General features: G+C 64.0%; 22 protein-coding genes and 1 other RNA gene. 11 read left to right on the top strand and 12 right to left on the bottom strand.

The window, feature by feature from the left end:
* Window positions 1–58: 58 nt before the first annotated feature.
* The 3 genes from VF617_RS12650 to VF617_RS12640 form a co-directional block, all read right to left on the bottom strand.
* Complete coding sequence (locus VF617_RS12650) at window positions 59–403, bottom strand: PEP-CTERM sorting domain-containing protein (protein WP_331015257.1); 345 nt, start codon at window positions 401–403, stop codon at window positions 59–61.
* A 159-nt stretch (window positions 404–562) separates the two neighbouring features.
* Complete coding sequence (locus tag VF617_RS12645; RefSeq protein ID WP_331015256.1) at window positions 563–1618, bottom strand: 1,9-bis(guanidino)-5-aza-nonane synthase; 1056 nt, start codon at window positions 1616–1618, stop codon at window positions 563–565.
* A gap of 135 nt (window positions 1619–1753) precedes the next feature.
* The gene (locus tag VF617_RS12640) at window positions 1754–2977 is read right to left on the bottom strand and encodes a type III PLP-dependent enzyme (protein ID WP_331015255.1); all 1224 of its coding nucleotides are present in this window, start codon (window positions 2975–2977) and stop codon (window positions 1754–1756) included.
* Window positions 2978–3127: 150 nt separating this feature from the next.
* Here VF617_RS12640 and VF617_RS12635 point away from each other — a divergent pair, with 150 nt between their 5' ends.
* Window positions 3128–4096, top strand: a complete 969-nt coding sequence (locus VF617_RS12635) for a threonine/serine dehydratase (protein ID WP_331015254.1) — start codon at window positions 3128–3130, stop codon at window positions 4094–4096.
* Complete coding sequence (locus VF617_RS12630) at window positions 4096–4272, top strand: hypothetical protein (RefSeq protein ID WP_331015253.1); 177 nt, start codon at window positions 4096–4098, stop codon at window positions 4270–4272. The genes VF617_RS12635 and VF617_RS12630 overlap by 1 nt, the downstream gene beginning before the upstream one ends.
* An 80-nt stretch (window positions 4273–4352) precedes the next feature.
* On the opposite strand, the gene VF617_RS12625 is transcribed toward VF617_RS12630, so the two are convergent.
* The 5 genes from VF617_RS12625 to VF617_RS12605 form a co-directional block, all read right to left on the bottom strand.
* On the bottom strand, window positions 4353–5387 hold the full coding sequence (locus VF617_RS12625) for an acyltransferase (protein ID WP_331015252.1): 1035 nt from the start codon (window positions 5385–5387) through the stop codon (window positions 4353–4355).
* Window positions 5388–5470: 83 nt separating this feature from the next.
* On the bottom strand, window positions 5471–6532 hold the full coding sequence (locus VF617_RS12620; RefSeq protein WP_331015251.1) for an acyltransferase: 1062 nt from the start codon (window positions 6530–6532) through the stop codon (window positions 5471–5473).
* 16 nt (window positions 6533–6548) lie between these two features.
* Window positions 6549–6776, bottom strand: a complete 228-nt coding sequence (locus VF617_RS12615; protein ID WP_331015250.1) for a hypothetical protein — start codon at window positions 6774–6776, stop codon at window positions 6549–6551.
* Window positions 6773–8434, bottom strand: coding sequence for a hypothetical protein (locus VF617_RS12610; RefSeq protein WP_331015249.1), 1662 nt, complete (start codon window positions 8432–8434; stop codon window positions 6773–6775). The genes VF617_RS12615 and VF617_RS12610 overlap by 4 nt, the downstream gene beginning before the upstream one ends.
* A gap of 34 nt (window positions 8435–8468) precedes the next feature.
* The gene (locus tag VF617_RS12605; protein WP_331015248.1) at window positions 8469–9125 is read right to left on the bottom strand and encodes an alpha/beta hydrolase; all 657 of its coding nucleotides are present in this window, start codon (window positions 9123–9125) and stop codon (window positions 8469–8471) included.
* Between the two features lie 136 nt (window positions 9126–9261).
* Here VF617_RS12605 and VF617_RS12600 point away from each other — a divergent pair, with 136 nt between their 5' ends.
* From VF617_RS12600 to VF617_RS12590, 3 genes are read left to right on the top strand one after another with little or no spacing between them, the layout of a single operon-like run.
* Entirely contained in the window at window positions 9262–10278 is a 1017-nt protein-coding gene (locus VF617_RS12600) for a cysteine desulfurase family protein (RefSeq protein ID WP_414714061.1), read from the top strand.
* Entirely contained in the window at window positions 10275–11366 is a 1092-nt protein-coding gene (locus VF617_RS12595; RefSeq protein WP_331015246.1) for a cysteine desulfurase family protein, read from the top strand. The genes VF617_RS12600 and VF617_RS12595 overlap by 4 nt, the downstream gene beginning before the upstream one ends.
* Window positions 11363–11695 carry a 2Fe-2S iron-sulfur cluster-binding protein gene (locus tag VF617_RS12590; RefSeq protein WP_331015245.1) on the top strand — a complete coding sequence of 111 codons (333 nt, stop codon included), beginning with the start codon at window positions 11363–11365 and terminating at the stop codon, window positions 11693–11695. The genes VF617_RS12595 and VF617_RS12590 overlap by 4 nt, the downstream gene beginning before the upstream one ends.
* Here the strand turns inward: VF617_RS12590 and VF617_RS16520 are convergent.
* The gene (locus VF617_RS16520; RefSeq protein ID WP_414714047.1) at window positions 11692–12009 is read right to left on the bottom strand and encodes a hypothetical protein; all 318 of its coding nucleotides are present in this window, start codon (window positions 12007–12009) and stop codon (window positions 11692–11694) included. The genes VF617_RS12590 and VF617_RS16520 overlap by 4 nt on opposite strands.
* On the opposite strand from VF617_RS16520, the gene VF617_RS16515 reads away from it, so the two are divergent.
* The 5 genes from VF617_RS16515 to VF617_RS12565 all read left to right on the top strand — a co-directional run bounded on the left by VF617_RS16515 (window position 12008) and on the right by VF617_RS12565 (window position 14746).
* Window positions 12008–12151, top strand: a complete 144-nt coding sequence (locus VF617_RS16515) for a hypothetical protein (RefSeq protein WP_414714045.1) — start codon at window positions 12008–12010, stop codon at window positions 12149–12151. The genes VF617_RS16520 and VF617_RS16515 overlap by 2 nt on opposite strands.
* Window positions 12152–12217: 66 nt before the next feature.
* On the top strand, window positions 12218–12496 hold the full coding sequence (locus VF617_RS12580; RefSeq protein ID WP_331015243.1) for a hypothetical protein: 279 nt from the start codon (window positions 12218–12220) through the stop codon (window positions 12494–12496).
* Window positions 12497–12568: 72 nt separating this feature from the next.
* An RNA gene (gene ffs / locus VF617_RS12575) (signal recognition particle sRNA small type) lies at window positions 12569–12664 on the top strand.
* Between the two features lie 149 nt (window positions 12665–12813).
* Complete coding sequence (locus tag VF617_RS12570) at window positions 12814–14424, top strand: DNA polymerase III subunit gamma/tau (RefSeq protein ID WP_331015242.1); 1611 nt, start codon at window positions 12814–12816, stop codon at window positions 14422–14424.
* Between the two features lies 1 nt (window position 14425).
* Entirely contained in the window at window positions 14426–14746 is a 321-nt protein-coding gene (locus tag VF617_RS12565; RefSeq protein WP_331015241.1) for a YbaB/EbfC family nucleoid-associated protein, read from the top strand.
* 1 nt (window position 14747) lies between these two features.
* Here the strand turns inward: VF617_RS12565 and VF617_RS12560 are convergent, their stop codons facing one another.
* On the bottom strand, window positions 14748–15050 hold the full coding sequence (locus VF617_RS12560; RefSeq protein WP_331015240.1) for a helix-turn-helix transcriptional regulator: 303 nt from the start codon (window positions 15048–15050) through the stop codon (window positions 14748–14750).
* Window positions 15051–15593: 543 nt separating this feature from the next.
* Between VF617_RS12560 and VF617_RS12555 the strand changes: the two genes are divergently transcribed.
* The gene (locus VF617_RS12555; RefSeq protein ID WP_331015239.1) at window positions 15594–15884 is read left to right on the top strand and encodes a hypothetical protein; all 291 of its coding nucleotides are present in this window, start codon (window positions 15594–15596) and stop codon (window positions 15882–15884) included.
* Here the strand turns inward: VF617_RS12555 and mtgA are convergent, their stop codons facing one another.
* Both mtgA and rpoH read right to left on the bottom strand, forming a co-directional pair.
* Window positions 15885–16544: a monofunctional biosynthetic peptidoglycan transglycosylase gene (mtgA, locus tag VF617_RS12550; protein ID WP_331015532.1), complete on the bottom strand. Its 660-nt coding sequence runs from the start codon at window positions 16542–16544 to the stop codon at window positions 15885–15887.
* A gap of 351 nt (window positions 16545–16895) precedes the next feature.
* Window positions 16896–17801 carry an RNA polymerase sigma factor RpoH gene (gene rpoH, locus VF617_RS12545; RefSeq protein ID WP_331015238.1) on the bottom strand — a complete coding sequence of 302 codons (906 nt, stop codon included), beginning with the start codon at window positions 17799–17801 and terminating at the stop codon, window positions 16896–16898.
* Window positions 17802–17826 lie beyond the last annotated feature (25 nt).

The raw sequence follows: 17826 nt of genomic DNA, 5'->3' as shown, positions 1-17826 counted from the left end.
GGAATCAGTTCGTGAATGCAACGTATCCTGTGATAGCTGCCCGCCCGGGCCCTGGGCGTTAGCGCTTCCGCCGCCGGCGGCGCGCGACTACGAGCCCAGCGAGGCCGCTCCCCAGCAACGTGATGGTGCCCGGCTCCGGAACGGGGGTAGGGCCGCTGCCACTGTAGGGCGGGGCCGAGCCGTCCGGACCCTCGCCCTCGCTGCCGGAATAGCCGCTGCTGCTCGCCAGGCCGGAACTGCCCGGCATGTTGCCGCTGGTATAAGGCGGCGCCGAGCCGTCCGGACCCTCGCCTTCGCTGCCCGAAAAGCCGCTGCTGCCGCTGGAACCCGTGGCGGAGGCGGGCAGCGATACCCCGAGCGCAAGCATCGCGGCGATGGAAACGAGAATGCGGACGCGGGGCATGGTCTTCTCCCTAATTGACGGGTGAAGTGCATCATCGATGCCAAGCGGCGAAAAGGGCGCAATTCCGCCGCTGCGCCGGTTAACGCGCTTGGGCTTAATATGGTGAATGTAAGGTAAACCGACTGGCGAGCGGAAAATTCCACCCGCCATTACGGATACTTAGGCAAACAACTTCGCCCAGGCGCGCTTGGCGCGGGTCTTCCAGTGGCCGCGGTGATAGGCGTCCGAGGCCAGCAGCGGCATGACGCTCCCGGCTTCGGCAAACACCATCTGCTCGATGCCTGTGTTGACCTTGCCCCAGCTAGCGGCCTCCTGAAGCGTCGAGGACGAGCAGGCACCGTCGCGGACATCCGCCACGGTGATCTGGACGGCATATTTGTGAACCGCGACGTCCTCATGGCCAAGGATTTCGGCGCAGACGACCGTGTCCTGGATGAAGTTCTTGGGCACGCCGCCGCCGATCATGAGAAGCCCCGTGGTGCCCGCCTTGATCTTGATCTCGGTGAGCTCACGGAAATCCGCGATCGCATCGAGCATCAGATAAGGCTTGCCCGCCTTGGCAGCATCAACCTGGTGCTTGACCAGGCCGAAGCCCGCCGAGCTGTCGACGAACGCCGGGCAGAAGATCGGCACGTCATGCTCATAAGCGAGCTTGACGAGACTGTTGTCCTTCTTCCCATGCTCCATCAGATACTTGCCCATCTCGCGGATGAACGCACGCGACGAATAAGCCTTGGGCGGCAGCGATTCCGCGATCTCGAAGATCGTGTGATCGACGTGCTGGAGCTCTTCCTCATCGATATAGGTGTCGTAGATGCGGTCGATATAGAGCGAGCGCAGCGTATCGTCGTCGGGGATTTCGAGCGCCTGATAGTGCTTGTGGCCCAGGCCCTCGAAGAAATCCATGTCCACGATCGTGGCGCCGGTGGCGACGATGCAATCGACCATGTTCGAGCGGACGAGTTCGGCATAGAGGTCCATGCAGCCGCCCGCCGAAGTCGAGCCGGCGATGACGAGCACGATGGTGCAATCCGGATCGGCCAGCATCTGATTATAGATGTTGGTCGCGCGGCCCAGATCGCGGCTGGTGAAGCTCATGTCGGCCATCGCATCGACGATCGGGCGTGCGTCGAAGCTGGTGATGTCGATATGCTTTACCTGCTTGGAAAGCAGCTCCGCCTTGCGGGTGTCGTTGGGTACGAGGGTATCGGTCATCTTCTCTTCCTTATTCCCTCCCGCTTGCGGAAGGGGCTAGGGGAGGGCCTGTTCGGCGCACCTCCCATGACAGGCCCTCCCCCGGCTCCTCCCGCAAGCGGGAGGGGGGAAGAAGGCCGTAATTCATCAGTTCAATTACAGCTTGACGACGTTTGAAGGCAGCGCGCGTTCCTCGGCGGGAGCGAGATAGAGCGAGGCCATCGGCTCGTCATCCACCGTCACGGTCTCATCCGATCCGAAGCCGTTGAACGCCGTCCGCATTGCCGAGCCATAAGCCCCGAGCATGCCGATCTCGATATAATCGCCGGCGCGGGTATCCGCGGGGAGCGCGAACGGGCCGGCCATGTGATCGAGATCGTCGCACGTAGGTCCGTAGAAGCTGAACTCCATGTCGCGCGTATTCGATTCGGGCTCACGCAACAGGCGGACGGGGAAGCGCCAGCCGATATGCGCCGCATCGAACAGCGCGCCATACGCGCCGTCGTTGATGTACAGTTCATCGCCCCGCCGCTTTTCGACGCGGACGACCAGCGAACTGTATTCGGCGCACAAGGCGCGGCCCGGCTCCGCCCAGAGCTCGGCCGAATAGGAAATCGGCAGACTCTCGAACGCGCGGTGGATCGTCGCGAAATAGAGCTCGAGCGGTGGAGGCTCCATTCCCGGATAGATCGAAGGAAAGCCGCCGCCCACATCGATGACATCGACGGTCACCGCCGCTTCGACGATCGCCGCGCGGACGCGCTCCATTGCCTGGGCATAGGCATCGGGGGACATGGCCTGGCTGCCGACATGGAAGCAGATGCCTAGGGCATCCGCCGCCTGGCGGGCCGCCATCAGCAGATCCTTGGTCTCGCCCGGGCCGGCGCCGAACTTCGACGCGAGGCTGAGCTTCGACAGGTCCGAGGACACGCGGATGCGGACGCACAGCGTCAGATCCTCGGCGCCGCGGGTGGCGCTGACGATCTTCTCCAGCTCCTCAAGCGAATCCAAGCTGAACACGCGGACCTTATGCTCGAAATAGGCCTGGTGGATCGCTTCCTCGGCCTTGACCGGGTGCATGAAGCACAAAGTCGCTTCCGGAAGCGTGCGCGAGACGAGGCGCACTTCGGCGATCGAGGCCACGTCATAATGCGTGACGCCGCTATCCCACAGGATACGGAGCAGCTCGGGCGACGGATTCGCCTTCACGGCATACATCGAGCGGCCCGGAAACTTCTCTACGAAGAAGCGGGCGGCGCGCTGGGCGGCGTGCGGACGAACCAGCGTTACCGGCTGAACCGGGCTGGTCTGGGCGATTTCGATGCCGGATGCGGCAATCGAGGGGGCAGCTAGCCCCAGCGCGTTATGATGCTTGTGCAACTCAAGGGACCTCCAAGTGGCTCTCGCCAACGGTAGAAAAACACTGCCTTGCGGTTGGAAGTCCCATGGGGCAGCGGAAGCGGCATGTAGGGTCCATGGGTTCGTGTGTAAAGCGATTCGATGGAGCGTTTCTCGCAGCGGGGATGAAGTGTGACGATTGTGCGACAACCCACCCGGGCAGGGGTCCGCGATGCTGCAGCGAAGGTTGCAGCAATCCTGCCGCAAACCCCGTTGTTCACGGCAGAAATCCGCGGGGTTCCCGTGTCGTTCAAGGCCGAGTGCCTGCAGCCCGTGGGTGCATTCAAGATACGCGGGGCGTGGCACCGGCTGACGGCCCTGGATGCGGCATCGCGCGAAAGGGGCGTGGTGGCGTTCTCGTCGGGCAACCATGCGCAGGGCATAGCCTGGGCGGCGAGGCGCCTGGGCATCCCGGCAGTGATCGTGATGCCCGCGGACGCACCGCAGGTGAAACGTGAATCGACCATGGCGATGGGCGCGGAAGTGGTCTCATACGACCGGATGACCGAAAATCGCGCCAAGATCGCAGCGCATCTGGCGCATGCGCGGGGCGCGGCGCTGGTGCCTCCCTTCGATGACCCCTGGATCATCGAGGGGCAGGGCAGCGCCGGCATCGAGGCGATGACGCAGATGGTGGAGGCGAAACTGCCCGATCCGTCGCACGTCGTCATTCCCTGTGGCGGCGGCGGGCTGGCGGCGGGGGTCGCACTGGCCTTGCCCGATGCCCAGGTCACCATCGTCGAGCCCGAAGGCTGGGACGATATGTGCAGGAGCCTGGAGGCAGGATGGATCGAGTCCGTTGGGCCGAATCCCCCCCCAACCGCTTGCGATGCCCTCCAGACGCTCGAACCGTCGCCGCTCACCTTCGATGTGCTCGCGCGGCGCGGAGCCACGGGCCTGACGGTGAGCGAGGCGGAGGTTCGCGCGGCGCAGCGCTGGGCCGCGGCGAAGTTGCGTGTGGTGGTCGAGCCGGGCGGGGCGGTGGCGTTGGCGGCCGTATTGGCGGGCAAGGTGGAGCTGAAGCCGGGACTGCTGGTGATCCTCTCCGGCGGCAATGTCGATCCGGATGCCTATGCCGCGGTGCTGAGCGGGAGCGATTGATGGGAAGCCGATTCGGCGCGCTGGTGGCCAACACGATGAGCGCAGTGGCGCGCGTGCTGGGCGTGGCGATCTATTATCTGCTCCGCGCAATATATCGCCCGCGCGAGCGGATGATCGCGCTTGCGGGGCTGGCCGTGATCGCAGCGCTTGTCGTCGCGCTGGTCTACGCGCTGTGACCGATCCCGCGCTCATGCCGATCCTGCTCAGCATCGCGGTGCTGGCGATGTTCGCGCTCGTCTGGGGCGGCGTGAGGCTGCTAAGGACGGACCGCACCAAAAGCGTGCTGATGATCGTCTGCGCGCTGGTCCTCCTCGGCAATCTGCTGATCTGGACCTTGTGAGGGCGCTGTCCGGTTCGATGCTCGACCGCGGCTGAGCAGCGGCAATAACCGATCGATCCCGGCCGCGACCGCCACCGAAGCGATGATAGCCATTGCCGTTGCGACGCCGACATTGCCCAGCCCCGCTCGCGCATAGACTTCGACCGCTACACGGGCCATCATCGGGTGGAACAGGTATAACGGGTACGAAACCGCGCCCAGCAACAGCAAGGGGCGGGGGATTCGAATCCCCTCCAGAGACACCGCCGCCCACACCGCCACCGCGGCAGGAAGGCCGGCCCCGATCAAGCGGGGCGCGCCGTCCCATGTTTGGGGGGAGAACAGGATGATCAGTGCGCCGCAGAGCGAGACAGCCGCCAGCGGCCTGTCGATTGTCCAGCCGCGAAGCACGGCTTCCCGCACCGCCATGCCCAAGCAGAATTCCAGCGAAAGCGGGCTGAGGGGCACGGACCATGCCCCCGCGCGATCCCCTAGCACCGTTCCCAGCAACGCGAGACCGCCGAGCCCCAGCAGCGCCGCCTTTCGAGTATCCACGCGCAGCGCGAGCGCGAACGTCAGAACTCCATAGAAGACCGCTTCGAGTATCAAGGTCCAGCCGACCGCCAGTATCGGCTTGGGATCGCCGTGCGTGTCCCATGAGGGAAACAGGAAATACGACGCCACGACGTGACCGATATTCTGGGCCTGCCCTGCGAGCAGGGTCAGGGCCAGGGCCAGTGTCGTTGCAATCCAATAGAGCGGAAGGATGCGGATCGCGCGCGCCGTTGCGAAGCTGCGCCAGCCTTGCGCCCGTTCGGCCGCGGAGCCGACCACGAACCCTGAGATCACGAAGAACAGGTCCACGCCGTAGCCGCCCGCGCCCCAAGACGAGAAAGCGGGATCCAGCTTCTGCGTTGCGTAGTACGTGGAATGTGTCAGCATGACCGCGACCGCCGCCAATCCCCGCAGCATGTCGAGGGTTTCAATGCGCTGTTGGGGCACTTGGACGTGTGGCATCGCCGGAGTTTGACGCAAAGCGTTCACGGCGCAAGGTTTCAAGGGAGCGCTGATGATCGCCTGCGCACTGGTCCCTCGGCAATCTGCTGATCCAGGCTGGGTGACGGCACTGGCCGGTCCGACGCTCGACCGCTGCTGCGCCGCTGCAATAATTCGACACCACCTGCGACCGCTATCGAGGCGATTATCGCAACTGCGGTCGCGACCCTGACATTGCCCAAACCCGCTCGCGCATAGATTTCGACTGCCGCTCGCGCGACGATCGGGTGGAACAGGTATAGCGGGTAGGAGATTGCGCCGGCCCAGACCGCCCAGCGCGGAATGCGAACCTTGTCTTCCAGCGATACGGCCGCCCAAACGGCGATCCCGGCGGGGAGACCAGTCGCGAACACGCGCGGCACGCCAATCCATGCCTCCGGCACATTCAGCGCCAGCAGCGCCGTGGCCAGCGCGAACACCGCGTTCCCGGAAGGCATCCGGCCACCTTGCCGTAGCAGATGCGCCAGGATCATCCCGAACAGGAACTCGAGCATCAGCGGGTTCAGATACGTGACGGTCGAATCCGGCAGTGCAAAGCCGCCCAGCGCACAGGCCCCGAGCACCAGCGTGCACAGTCTGGTCGGGCTCACCTTCAGAACCAGCGCGGCGGCGATGGCCGCGTAGAAGAATGCTTCGAGCACCAGCGTCCACCCGACCGCCAGCAGGGGCACCAAATACCCACCGGCGTCAACCGTGGGCAGCAAAAGAAAGGATTCGGTCAGATGTCGCAGCGAAGGCGCGGGCAGCCCCATGCCCAGCGACAGCACAAGCATCATGCTCGTCGCCAGCCAGTATAGCGGCAGGATGCGCCTTGCCCGGGCGATCACGAAGCTTTGCCAATCGCGCGCCCGATCGGCTGTGAAGACCATCACGAAGCCGGAGATGACGAAGAACAGGTCCACCCCGTGTCCGCCGCCTACCCAGATGGGAAAGCTTGGATCCAATCGTTGCGCCGTATAGTATCCCGCGTGGGTGATCAGCACCGCCAGGGCCGCTACACCCCTGAGCACATCCAAGGAAAAGTAACGATCCGCTTCGTCTTTGGGAGCTAGGCGTGCCATTGCGAGAGTCATCCGCCTATTCGACTTTGTAGCGGCGACAGAGGCGCACCAATTCAGATTCGGCTTCCCCGGTCGCTACGGCCAACACGGCAAGGAGTGCGGGTCGGAAGTCAGCGGCAACACCTCCCTCTTCCTGAGGTAACAGACCGGTTGCCCGCACTGCGGAGAGGATCGATACCGGCTCTGAAACGTCGGTGTTGGGATATTCCACCTGGAAGCGTGCGAGATCATCGAGCAGGCTCACTTCGCTTCTCCCATTGCGATCAGGAGGTTTCTGATGGCTCCAAGCGAGGCACGAGCTTCGACATCGACGAAGTTGCCGCCCGTGGGTGCCGTTAGCGTGGTGGCGATCACAGTGCTGGCGGCATTGGAGATCGCAGCGGCCGTGAAGGTCCCGCTCACATTCTTGATCCGGGCCTCGTCGCAAGTGCTCGTTGCGCGCACCCCGAAATAGACATTGCTGTCGTTCTCGGTGAGGATCACCCCGTCCACATCGACCAGCGCGACATTCTGGTGGTCCATTGCGATCGATGCAGTGGACAGGCCCGTCCCGTTGCCGCTGCCCTGCACCTTCCCAACGATGCAGCGCGCGACCCCGTCCACTGCGGAGACGCGATTCTCATTGTTATTGAAGTTGCCCGACAAGAAGACCGAGCCGTTTCCGGCATTGTAGTCCGCGTTGTCGTTTGTGACCGAGATGACGACGCCGCCGCAGCTCTCAATGATTGTTTCTGGAAGCACCCGGACGTAAGATGCACCGCGCGCAGAAATGGCTGACCCGCCGCACCCGACCATGACCCCGCGATAGGTGATCGAGGGCAAGCCGGTCTCTTCAGTCGCGAGTGCGAAGATGCCATGTCGGTCGCAGTTGGTGATCGTACAATTCGTGTCGATGCTTGTCTGGCCGAAGAGCACAATCCCGTCGCCCTGCTCGGCACCATCCGGATATTCCGTCGGCTCCTTTACGCCATCGATGCGACCGCCTTGAACGCGGGTTCCCCCGCAGGTGACATAAATCCCGGCTCCCCAGACATTGGTGATGTCGGGCTCCAGCACGACAAGCCGATGGTCGAAGTCAAATGCGCCGCCTAGGTGAAATTCCAGTGCGATTCCGCCACCGGCGCCGGCCGGATGCGTGCCGTCGTTGTTACCGTTATCCCAAACCTTCGGATGCTGAAAAAACACGTCCTTCGCGCCAAACGAACCGATGCCGAAACCCCGGTTGCCCGAGGCCTTGAAGCGGACGACCTGGCTGCTGCTCCATGTGGATGGTATATCCGGATCGAATGTCGGATGATTATATTCGATGCTGCCGCCATTGTCGTAAACGGAGTCGTGGCCCTCGCAGTCAATCCAGCGGACGTCACGACACTGGAAAGACCGTAGCCCGCAGGTCAGCCCGTTGCGGGCTATGACGCGCTCCGCAAGTGCCCCGTCCACCCACTTGAAGAGCAGACACGGGTTATCGCCCGATATGGGGTTGCCGGTGTCATAGACATAGCCCACCACATTCGAGCCGTTGCCGTTGATCTCCACCGGCCCGATGATGCCGACATTCAGCAGCAGGTTGTCGATCGTGCCTCGGAAGCTCACCGCTGCGCAGGCCGTCGTGGAAGTCAGGTTGAGCACCGGATCCATGAACCGCAGGAACGTGTTGGGCGTCGTTACGATGATCTCGCGGCTGATCTCATAGCCGCCGATGTACGGAAATTCGAGGATGACGCCCCCGCCGCGCTCCTCGATCCAGGCGAGTGCTTCGTCAACGACATCGATGCAATCGGTGAGAGCCGCGATCGTGCCGAAGCGTTGAACGGGCACGGGCTTGAGATCGAGGAGGTCAATGGCCGCCTGGACGGTCGTTATGCAAGCTTTCGCCCCTTCGATTGCCGACTGGATGTCCACTTCCCCCCCCCCCCGAGGATTGCTGCCGGCGGGCCTACCTGATCGGCGAGTTCGGGTCGAGCCGCATGTCCAGATACTTGTCCACCGAGCCCATCAGGTCTTCCATCTCATGCTCGAAAAAGTGATTCGCGCCCGGGATGGTGTCGTGGTGGATGGTGATGTGGCGCTGGGTTCGCAGCTTGTCGACGAGCTTCTGGACCGCGCCGGGGGTGACGACTTCGTCATTCTCGCCCTGGATGATGATGCCAGAGGAGGGGCAGGGCGCGAGAAACGTGAAGTCGAACATATTGGCCGGGGGCGCGACCGAGATGAACCCGCGGATCTCCGGACGGCGCATCAGAAGCTGCATGCCGATCCATGCGCCGAAGCCGAAGCCGGCGACCCAGGTGGTCGATGCTTCGGGGTGGAAGCTCTGGACCCAATCGAGCGCGCTGGCCGCATCGGAGAGTTCGCCGATGCCGTTGTCGAATACGCCCTGGCTCTTGCCGACCCCGCGGAAATTGAAGCGGAGCGTCGCGAAGCCGCGGCGCTGGAAGGTCTTGTAGAGCTCCTGGACGATGCGGTTGTTCATCGTGCCGCCCGCATTGGGATGCGGATGGAGGATCATCGCGACCGGCGCGCGGGGGCGCGGGGCGGGAGCGAAACGGCCTTCAAGGCGACCTTCGGGACCGGGGAAAATTACTTCGGGCAAACTTGCACCTGCTGAATCTGTGCGCGCCCTGTGGCGCGGGAAGCTGGGCGCTATATAGGCAGAGACCGCTTTTGCGCAATTATAACGAAGAGCCCCGGTGACCCGCATCTATCTCGACCACGCCGCGACGACGCCGATGCTGCCGCAAGCTGTGGCAGCGGTGGCCGAAGGCATGGCGCGCTGGGCCAATCCGAGCTCGCCGCATGCCGAAGGCCGGGCGGCGCGGGCGGCGCTGGAAGATGCGCGTAGCCGGATCGCCGCGGCTTACGGCTGGGCGCATGAGACGGTGTTGACGAGCGGAGCGAGCGAATCGCTCTATATCGGACTGCGACGTTCGATGGCGGAGCGCGTGTTGATCACCGCTGTCGAGCATGATTCGGTGCTGCGTCATGCTGAGGGCGCCCAGGTGCTGCCGGTGCTGGCGGACGGGACTCTGAATTTGGACGCGTTGCGCGCCGCGATCGGGCCGTGCGTGCTGCTTTGCGTGCAGCGGACCAATAGCGAGACCGGCGTGATCCAGCCGATCGAGGCAATCGGGCAGATCGTGCGGGAGGCGGGGGGCATATTGCTCGTGGACGCGGCGCAGATGCCGGTGCGCACGTCTGCGGCGGTACTTCGGTATGCCGATCTGGTTGCGGTCTCGGCGCACAAGCGCGGGGGGCCGCCGGGGATCGGCGCACTGTTCGTGCGGAGCTTCGCGACGCTGATGCCGATGGGCGGACAGGAAAAAGGCTATCGCGCCGGGACAGAGAATCTGCCGGGGGCCCTGGGATTTGCTGCCGCGGTGGAGATCCCCGATGACATGGACAGAATCTATAAATTGCGCTGGCGACTGGAGACGGCGTTGGAGGGGGCCAAGATTGTCGGCGCGGAGAATTCGCGGTCGCCGCTAATTGGGTCTTACCGGATGCCGGGGGTCTCATCGGCAGCGCAGTTGATCCGCTTCGACATGGCTGGTTTCGCAGTGTCGGCGGGGAGCGCCTGCTCGTCGGGGAGCATGCGGCCCAGCCATGTGCTGTCGGCGATGGGATGGAGCGAGCCGGCCCTACGCGAAGTGGTGCGGGTGAGCTTCGGACGCGAGACTACAGAGGCGGAAGTCGATGCGTTCGCGGCGCTGTGGCGCGAGATCGCCACGGATGCGCGGGCGGCATGATCTACCTCGATTATCAGGCGACCACGCCGCTTGCCCCGGAGGCGCTGGCCGCGATGCTGCCTTGGCTGGAGAGCCAGCACGCCAATCCTCACTCGGCGCATGCCTTGGGGCGGGCAGCGAAGGCGGCTGTCGAGGTGGCGCGTGAGCAGGTTGCCGATCTGATGCCCGAAGGCGGCGCGGTCAGCTTCACCAGTGGCGCGACCGAGGCGCTCAATTGGGCGATCAAGGGCACTAGCGGCCCGATCGTCACGCTGGCGACCGAGCATGCCGCGGTGCTGGACACTGTGGAGGCGGAGGCAAGGAGTGGACGACAAGTTGCGATAGTGCCGGTCGGCTCGGACGGACTCCCCGATTTCCCCGCTCTGCGCGCCGCGATCCGGCCTGGCACGGGGCTCGTCACCGCCATGCTGGTGAACAATGAGATCGGCGTGATCCAGCCGGTCGCGCAGATCGCCGCACTGGCGCGTGCAGCCGGCGCAGTGTTCCTGTGCGACGCCGTGCAAGGCTATGGCCGCGAGTTGATCCCGGACGAATGCGACCTGGTCGCGATATCCGCGCACAAGATCCACGGGCCCAAGGGCATCGGCGCGTTATGGATCCGCGACGGGATAGATATCGAACCGCTCATGCACGGCGGCGGGCAGGAAAGGTCCGGCCGATCCGGCACGCTTTCGCCGGCGCTGTGCGCCGGGTTCGGCGCGGCGGCGCAGCTTGCCAAGCAGCGCTTCGGCGCGGATCATGCGCATGCCGAGCAGCTCTTCCGCGCCGCACTCGCGCATGTGGCGGTGGACTGGCAGCTCAACGGATCGCGGGATGAGCGTTATCACGGCAACCTCAATCTCCGCCGCCCGGGACTCGACGTAGCGCGGCTGATGTCCGAGCTTCGCGATGTGGCCTTCTCGGCAGGCTCCGCGTGCGCGAGCGGCTCCGGGCGGCCGAGCCATGTGCTCCGCGCGATCGGGTTGAGCGATGCCCAGGCAAAATCGAGCATCCGGCTGGGCTTCGGGCGCTATACCAGCGAAGAAGAGCTGATCGCCGCGCTTGATCGGATCAACCATGCGGCGCGCGCGCAAAAGGTGTCCGCATGATCCGAATCCGTTTCATCAGTGCCGATGGGGAGACTCGCGAGGCCTTTGCCAGGGAGGGCGACCGCCTGCTCGAAGTCGCGCAGAATGACGGGCAGCCGCTGGAAGGGACCTGCGAGGGGCAGATGGCCTGCTCGACCTGTCACGTCCTGATCGCGGCCGCGGATTTCGCCCGCCTTCCGCCCGCGAGCGAAGACGAGGAGGATATGCTCGACCTGGCGATGGGAGCGGGGCGCACAAGCCGGCTGGCATGCCAGATCGTGCTGAGTCCAGACCTGGACGGACTGACGGTGCGCATGCCCTCCGGCCATCGCGACATGCAGGGACGTTAACATAGGTTGGAACAGCCGGGGGCTACACCCGTTGGGCAGCGATGGGTGAAACGACTTTGCGCCAGAAGCTGTACGCGCTTGGCTGCCGCGTTTCCGACGTCGGCGCCAATATCGCCGGCCACCCCGTAGCGCTGATCGGCGTATTGCTGTTCTGCTGCGGCTGGTTCCTGCTGCCGCTTGGCGACACGGCGACGGCGGTGCTCACGCTGGTTCTCTCCGTGATGGCGATCACGCTTACGCAAATGGTGCTGAACCAGCAGAAACGGCACGAAAGTCGCGCTCCACCTCAAGATCGACGAGCTGATCCATGCCATGCGCGGCGCGCGCGACGAGGTGATGGGAGTCGAGGGAAAGAGCGAGAAGGAGCTGGAGGCATTGCGGCTGCGCGGTGACCGCGCCGAGGAGGTGCTGGCAGAGCGCCGCGGCAAGGCGACCTCGGTACAATCGGCCAGCTGATACGGAACCTGCCCCTATTCCTGTTGTTTGCAGACTGCGCGGACAGCGCATTGTTAGGAGAGAGAGATGAAAACATTTGCCATTCTGGCCGCTGCTGCCGCGGCGATGTTCGCGGTTCCCGCGAGTGCCGCGACGGTTACCGCTGCGCCCTCGACGGTTGTCACTGCAACGGCGCTTGCCAGCAGTGCACAGGTTCGAGTCGTGGTCCGCGAGAATCGCGGCCGGCATCGCGGATGGAGCCGCGGGCACAATCGCCGCGCTTCCTGGCGCCGCGTGTGCAACAATCGCTGGCGCAACGGCCATCGCGTGCGCGTCTGCCGCAACGTGCGCTACTGGCGGCGCTAAGCCCCGGGAACCACGGGAGCGCTTACGGCGCTCCCGTACTTGCACCAACGCCAGCCTTCGCCCATATGCGCCGCGGGAGTCGGGCGGACGATGCCGTCGCCAACCCGGTCAGATCCGGAAGGAAGCAGCCGCAACGATTTCGTGTCGGGTCGTTCCGGCTCCCACCAGCGCCGCCAAGATTTAGCCATGCTAAATCGCGTTTGAGCGGCGCTGCGGCCGGCGGCGCTGGTGCGCCGACCGACGACGCGGCTCCGCCGCGGCGCTGACCTGGCCAGACCCCTTCGACAATCGCCCGCTGCCGACCTAGACAGGGGCCAATGTCCGATTCCCTTCTTGGCCTAGACGAACCCCCGCAGCCGCGCGATCAGGCGTATCGCGTACTGGCGCGCAAATATCGGCCGCAGACCTTTTCGGAGCTGATCGGGCAGGATGCCATGGTCACTACGCTGGGCAACGCGATCAAGCGCGACCGGCTGGCGCATGCGTTCCTGCTCACCGGCGTGCGCGGAGTCGGCAAGACTTCGACCGCGCGGCTGATCGCGAAGGCGCTCAATTGCATCGGGCCGGACGGGCAAGGCGGGCCCACGATCGATCCGTGCGGCAGTTGCGAGCCTTGCGTCGCGATTGCGGAGGGCCGCCATATCGACGTGATCGAAATGGACGCCGCGAGCCATACCGGCATCGACGATATCCGCGAGATCATCGAGGCGTCGCGCTATTCGGCGGTCTCGGCGCGCTACAAGATCTACATCATCGACGAAGTCCACATGCTGTCCAAGGCCGCGTTCAACGGCTTGCTGAAGACGTTGGAAGAGCCGCCCGCGCATGTGAAGTTCCTTTTCGCGACCACCGAAGTGAACAAGGTGCCGGTGACCGTGCTGTCGCGGTGCCAGCGCTTCGACTTGCGGCGGATTTCGGCGGAAGCGCTGTCCGCACATTTCGCGATGGTGTCCGAAAAGGAAGGCGTCGTCGCCGAGCCTGAAGCGCTGGCGATGATCGCGCGTGCGGCGGAGGGATCGGCACGCGACGGGCTTTCGATCCTGGACCAGGCGATCGCGCATGCCGGCATCGAGGGCGAGGGCGTCAAGGCCGATGCCGTGCGCCAGATGCTCGGCCTGTCTGATCGTGGCGCGATCCGCGAATTGTTCGGGCTTTTGCTCGCGGGGGACGCCGGTGGGACACTCGCTGCGCTTCGCCTGCAATACGACATGGGAGTCGATCCCCAGGCCGTGCTCAAGACCCTGCTCGAAACGGTGCACGGGGTGACGCTCGCGAAGCTGGGGACCGAAGCTACCGCCGGGCAATCCGCCGAGGAACTCAAGGCGCTGGAGCGCTGGGCGGCGGGGCTCAGTTTCCCGATGCTGCACCGGCTCTGGCAGCTCCTGCTCAGGGGACATGACGAAGTCGCGCGCGCGGCTCTGCCGATCGAGGCATGCGAAATGGCGCTGTTGCGAGTTATCCACGCCTCTCAGCTTCCCGATCCGGGCGATCTTGCCCGCCAGATCGCCAGCGGCGCCATCACGCCCGCACCCGCCGCGCCCGCCGCGTCCAAGGAGCCGGGCTTGCCGAGCACGATGGCGGAGCTTGCCGACCATCTGGAACGCAATCGCCGGCTCCAGCTCGCTACCCAGGTGCGCGATTGCCTGCGCCCGGTGCGTTTCGAAGGCAGCGAGGCGGAATTCGGCGCGACGCGCACGCTGCCGAATGATTTCCTGCGCGATCTTGCCGCCGCATTGCGCGATACGACGGGGGTCAACTGGCGGCTGAGGCTTGTGGAAGGCGCGACCGAGCCTACCTTGCGTGAGCAGCAAGCGGCCAGCGAAGCAGCCGAGCGTGACGCGGTGCTGCGCTCGCCCGTCGTCGCCGCGGCGATGGAAGCTTTTCCCGAAGCCGAACTGATCGGCTGGACGAAGACAGGAACGCATTGAGATGGATCTCGAAAAGATGATGGCCATGGCGCAGAACGTCCAGGCCGAGCTTACCAAGGCGCAAGCCACGCTCGATACGATCGAAGTGGAAGGTCAATCGGGGGGCGGGCTGGTGAAGATCCGCGCCTCGGCAAAGGGCCGGATCATTGGGATGCACATCGACGATTCGCTGCTCAATCCGAACGAGAAGGGAATGCTCGAGGATCTGCTGGCCGCGGCATTCAACGATGCGCGCGCCAAGGCCGATGCCGCCTCACACGAATCGATGAGCAAGATGACCAGCGGACTGCCGCTGCCGCCTGGGTTCAAGCTGCCGTTCTGACCTAGACGAGGTCGAACCTTAGGTGCTTCCCCAAGGTGGAGGCCGCGCGAGCGACCGTTTCCAGGGTCACATTATGTGCTTCCGGATCGAGCAATCGATCCAGCTGAGCACGACTTGTCCCCATGCGCTTTGCCATATCGGTCTTTGAAATCTTCTGGTCGTCCATTTCAGTGGATAACTTCATAGCCAATATACGCTTGAACGCTCGTGCCTGGATAACATCTCGGATGCCTTCGCCATTGAGCACATCGGTAAGAGATAAAAGGCGCTCCCGGGGATCGATCCCCGCTAAATCCTTAGACATAAAAAACCTATCTATATGCCTTCAGGACTCCATAGGCATGGCGCAAATCATGTCGCGCGGTGCCTTCTCTCCCCGCCCGGAATCCATGAAGGACTATGTAGACATTGCTTTCCGATAACAGCGCAAACAACAAGACAGCATATCTGCCAGGCGCAACAGCGCGGCGATATTCCCAGACGCCTCTCCCCATATCACAACATTCCAAGGCTTCCGGCCCCTCGTGCGCAATGATGCAGAGGTCTTCCAAGACTATATGTTGATAGTCGCCTAGCGAAATCAGAAAGTTGCCAACATCGTGATCAGCACCGTTATTGTGAAAGTACACCTCTCGCATGTTGCGGACTCCAATGACGAGGGATGGCGCTACCAGCGCTTTGATTCCCAGCATAAGTGATAGAAAACATTAGATTACTCCCTCTTCGAGTACGGTCGCCAAAAAATGCGGTACAGCGTACCATATATGATACGCGAATGGATTTGGCAAGCGCTCCGGGAACATTCTGCGAGCAGCCCGGTTGCTTTGAAAGCAATGGGAGTAAAGCGATGGTAGAACGCGTAACCGAACGAACCGACGGCGTGATCACCGAGCGCGTGACCGAGACCGATAGCGGGGGCGAAACCGTAGTCGTGCAAAGCCGCGGCGGCGGAGGTGGCGGTATTCTGGTCGGCTTCGCGATCCTGCTGCTCGTCGTGATCGGCGCGGTCTATCTGCTCAATCAGAACTCGCGCGAAAACGCCAAGACCAGCGCCGTGACCGAGGCCGCGGACAAGGTGGGCGATGCCGCGAAGGACGTGGGCGACGCCGCGAAGGATGCGGCGAAGAAGATCCAGTAGTCAGCGCAGGCAGGTGTCCAGCCCGTCGCCGCGCACGACGCCTATCCGCGCACTAATCGCATTGCTGTAGCGCCGCGTGAAGCCCCTGGGGTCGATCGCGGCGCGCTTCTTGGGGAGCGGAAGCACTGCGGCGATCTGCGCGGCTTCGCGCGTCGAGAGCCGGGATGCGTCGTGCTTGAAATAGCGCATGGCACCGGCATTCACGCCATAGGTGCCGATGCCGGTCTCGGCGACGTTGAGGTACACCTCCATGATCCGGCGCTTGCCCCAGATATTTTCGATCAGCATGGTGAAATAGGCTTCCAGGCCTTTACGGAGATAGCCTCCGCCCTGCCACAGGAATACGTTCTTGGCGGTCTGCTGGCTGATCGTCGAGCCGCCGCGGATGCGCCCGCCCTTCTGGTTGCGGCGATACGCTTCCTCCAGCGCCGCGATGTCGAAGCCGTGATGCTGGCAGAAGCGCGAATCCTCCGCCGCGATGGCGGCGCGGGCCATGCTGGGGTCGATGCGACTGAGCGGCATCCACCGCTTGGTGACGCCGTGCCCGCCGATCACGTCACCGATCATCGTCCAGGTCACCGGCGGCCCTGCGAAGCGATAGATCGCCACCATGGTGACCGAGACCAGCAGGAAAGCGAGGATGAGTTTGAGGATCGACATCAGGAGGCGGCGCAACAACCCTTTGCGCCTTGCACCCCTCCCCGGCGAAGGCCGGGCCCCAGTCGCAGGTGGTTCGGGGGGAGGGTCGGAATGTGGAATTGCGTGCTCGAAACCGGGCCCCGGCCTCCGCCGGGTAGCAGTAACGGGTGGGAGGGGTTCGAGATCGGGGAGCGGGCGCTCGCCTAGCGGCTGCGGCCGTACTTCGCCCAACTCGCCCGGTAACTCCGGCGCAGAGTCCTGCGGCTCCTTGTCCTGATTGCCATCAGCCATGCTGACAGAATTGCCGCAGCGCGCCTCCTATCGCAACCGCCCGGCAAACCCATGATCGTGCCACAGTGAAGCGGCGGGGGCTCAGCCCGCCGTCACCAATCGCCTGTCGCCCGCGAGACGCATCATCGCCTTTTGGAGCTTCTCGAACGCGCGCACTTCGATCTGGCGGACGCGTTCGCGGCTGACGCCGTAGACCTGCGAGAGTTCCTCGAGGGTCTTGGGGTCGTCGGTCAGGCGGCGCTCGGTGAGAATGTGCTTCTCGCGCTCGTTGAGGTCGTCCATCGCCGAAGTCAGCATCTCGTGGCGGACATCCGCTTCCTGGGCATCCGCGACGACCGCGTCCTGCAAGGGCGCATCGTCCTGCAGCCAATCCTGCCACTGGCTTTCGCCATCCTCGCGCATCGGCACGTTGAGCGACGTATCGCCGCCCATGGCCATGCGGCGGTTCATGGATGTGACCTCTTCCTCGGTCACGCCCAGATCGGTGGCGATCTTGGCGAGATGCTCGGGGGACAAGTCGCCATCCTCGAACGCATCAAGTTTGGCCTTCATTCGCCTGAGGTTGAAGAACAATTTCTTCTGAGCGGCCGTGGTGCCCATCTTCACGAGCGACCAACTGCGCAGGATGAATTCCTGGATCGAGGCGCGGATCCACCACATCGCGTAGGTCGCCAGGCGGAAGCCGCGATCGGGCTCGAACTTCTTCACGCCCTGCATCAGCCCGATATTCCCTTCGGAAATCAGCTCGCTGACGGGCAGGCCATAGCCGCGATAGCCCATCGCGATCTTCGCCACGAGGCGCAGATGCGAGGTCACCAGCTGCGCGGCGGCTTCGGTATCGCCATGCTCCTGAAAGCGCTTGGCGAGCATATATTCCTGCTCGGGCGCCAGGATCGGAAACTTCTTGATCTCGGACAGATAGCGGTTGAGGCTCGCCTCACCGCCAAGCGCGGGGATCGTCGCCGGGACATTGCTGCCGTTTGCCATGATCCAATCTCCCTTTCACGCGACG

It is taken from the genome of Sphingomonas sp., assembly GCF_036388215.1.
Classification (GTDB): domain Bacteria; phylum Pseudomonadota; class Alphaproteobacteria; order Sphingomonadales; family Sphingomonadaceae; genus Sphingomonas.
Note: the sequence above shows the minus strand (reverse complement) of the source record. Positions and strands in the feature narration are given on the sequence as shown.

What these genes read in the sequence shown, in the direction of transcription:
- VF617_RS12650 (WP_331015257.1), bottom strand. Translation starts at nt 403, where the DNA reads ATGCCCCGCGTCCGCATTCTCGTTTCCATCGCCGCGATGCTTGCGCTC.
- VF617_RS12645 (WP_331015256.1), bottom strand. Translation starts at nt 1,618, where the DNA reads ATGACCGATACCCTCGTACCCAACGACACCCGCAAGGCGGAGCTGCTT.
- VF617_RS12630 (WP_331015253.1), top strand. Translation starts at nt 4,096, where the DNA reads ATGGGAAGCCGATTCGGCGCGCTGGTGGCCAACACGATGAGCGCAGTG.
- VF617_RS12625 (WP_331015252.1), bottom strand. Translation starts at nt 5,387, where the DNA reads ATGCTGCGGGGATTGGCGGCGGTCGCGGTCATGCTGACACATTCCACG.
- VF617_RS12620 (WP_331015251.1), bottom strand. Translation starts at nt 6,532, where the DNA reads ATGGCACGCCTAGCTCCCAAAGACGAAGCGGATCGTTACTTTTCCTTG.
- VF617_RS12600 (WP_414714061.1), top strand. Translation starts at nt 9,262, where the DNA reads ATGCTGCCGCAAGCTGTGGCAGCGGTGGCCGAAGGCATGGCGCGCTGG.
- VF617_RS12595 (WP_331015246.1), top strand. Translation starts at nt 10,275, where the DNA reads ATGATCTACCTCGATTATCAGGCGACCACGCCGCTTGCCCCGGAGGCG.
- VF617_RS12590 (WP_331015245.1), top strand. Translation starts at nt 11,363, where the DNA reads ATGATCCGAATCCGTTTCATCAGTGCCGATGGGGAGACTCGCGAGGCC.
- VF617_RS16515 (WP_414714045.1), top strand. Translation starts at nt 12,008, where the DNA reads ATGCGCGGCGCGCGCGACGAGGTGATGGGAGTCGAGGGAAAGAGCGAG.
- VF617_RS16520 (WP_414714047.1), bottom strand. Translation starts at nt 12,009, where the DNA reads ATGGCATGGATCAGCTCGTCGATCTTGAGGTGGAGCGCGACTTTCGTG.
- VF617_RS12580 (WP_331015243.1), top strand. Translation starts at nt 12,218, where the DNA reads ATGAAAACATTTGCCATTCTGGCCGCTGCTGCCGCGGCGATGTTCGCG.
- VF617_RS12570 (WP_331015242.1), top strand. Translation starts at nt 12,814, where the DNA reads ATGTCCGATTCCCTTCTTGGCCTAGACGAACCCCCGCAGCCGCGCGAT.
- VF617_RS12565 (WP_331015241.1), top strand. Translation starts at nt 14,426, where the DNA reads ATGGATCTCGAAAAGATGATGGCCATGGCGCAGAACGTCCAGGCCGAG.
- VF617_RS12560 (WP_331015240.1), bottom strand. Translation starts at nt 15,050, where the DNA reads ATGTCTAAGGATTTAGCGGGGATCGATCCCCGGGAGCGCCTTTTATCT.
- VF617_RS12555 (WP_331015239.1), top strand. Translation starts at nt 15,594, where the DNA reads ATGGTAGAACGCGTAACCGAACGAACCGACGGCGTGATCACCGAGCGC.
- mtgA (WP_331015532.1), bottom strand. Translation starts at nt 16,544, where the DNA reads ATGTCGATCCTCAAACTCATCCTCGCTTTCCTGCTGGTCTCGGTCACC.
- rpoH (WP_331015238.1), bottom strand. Translation starts at nt 17,801, where the DNA reads ATGGCAAACGGCAGCAATGTCCCGGCGACGATCCCCGCGCTTGGCGGT.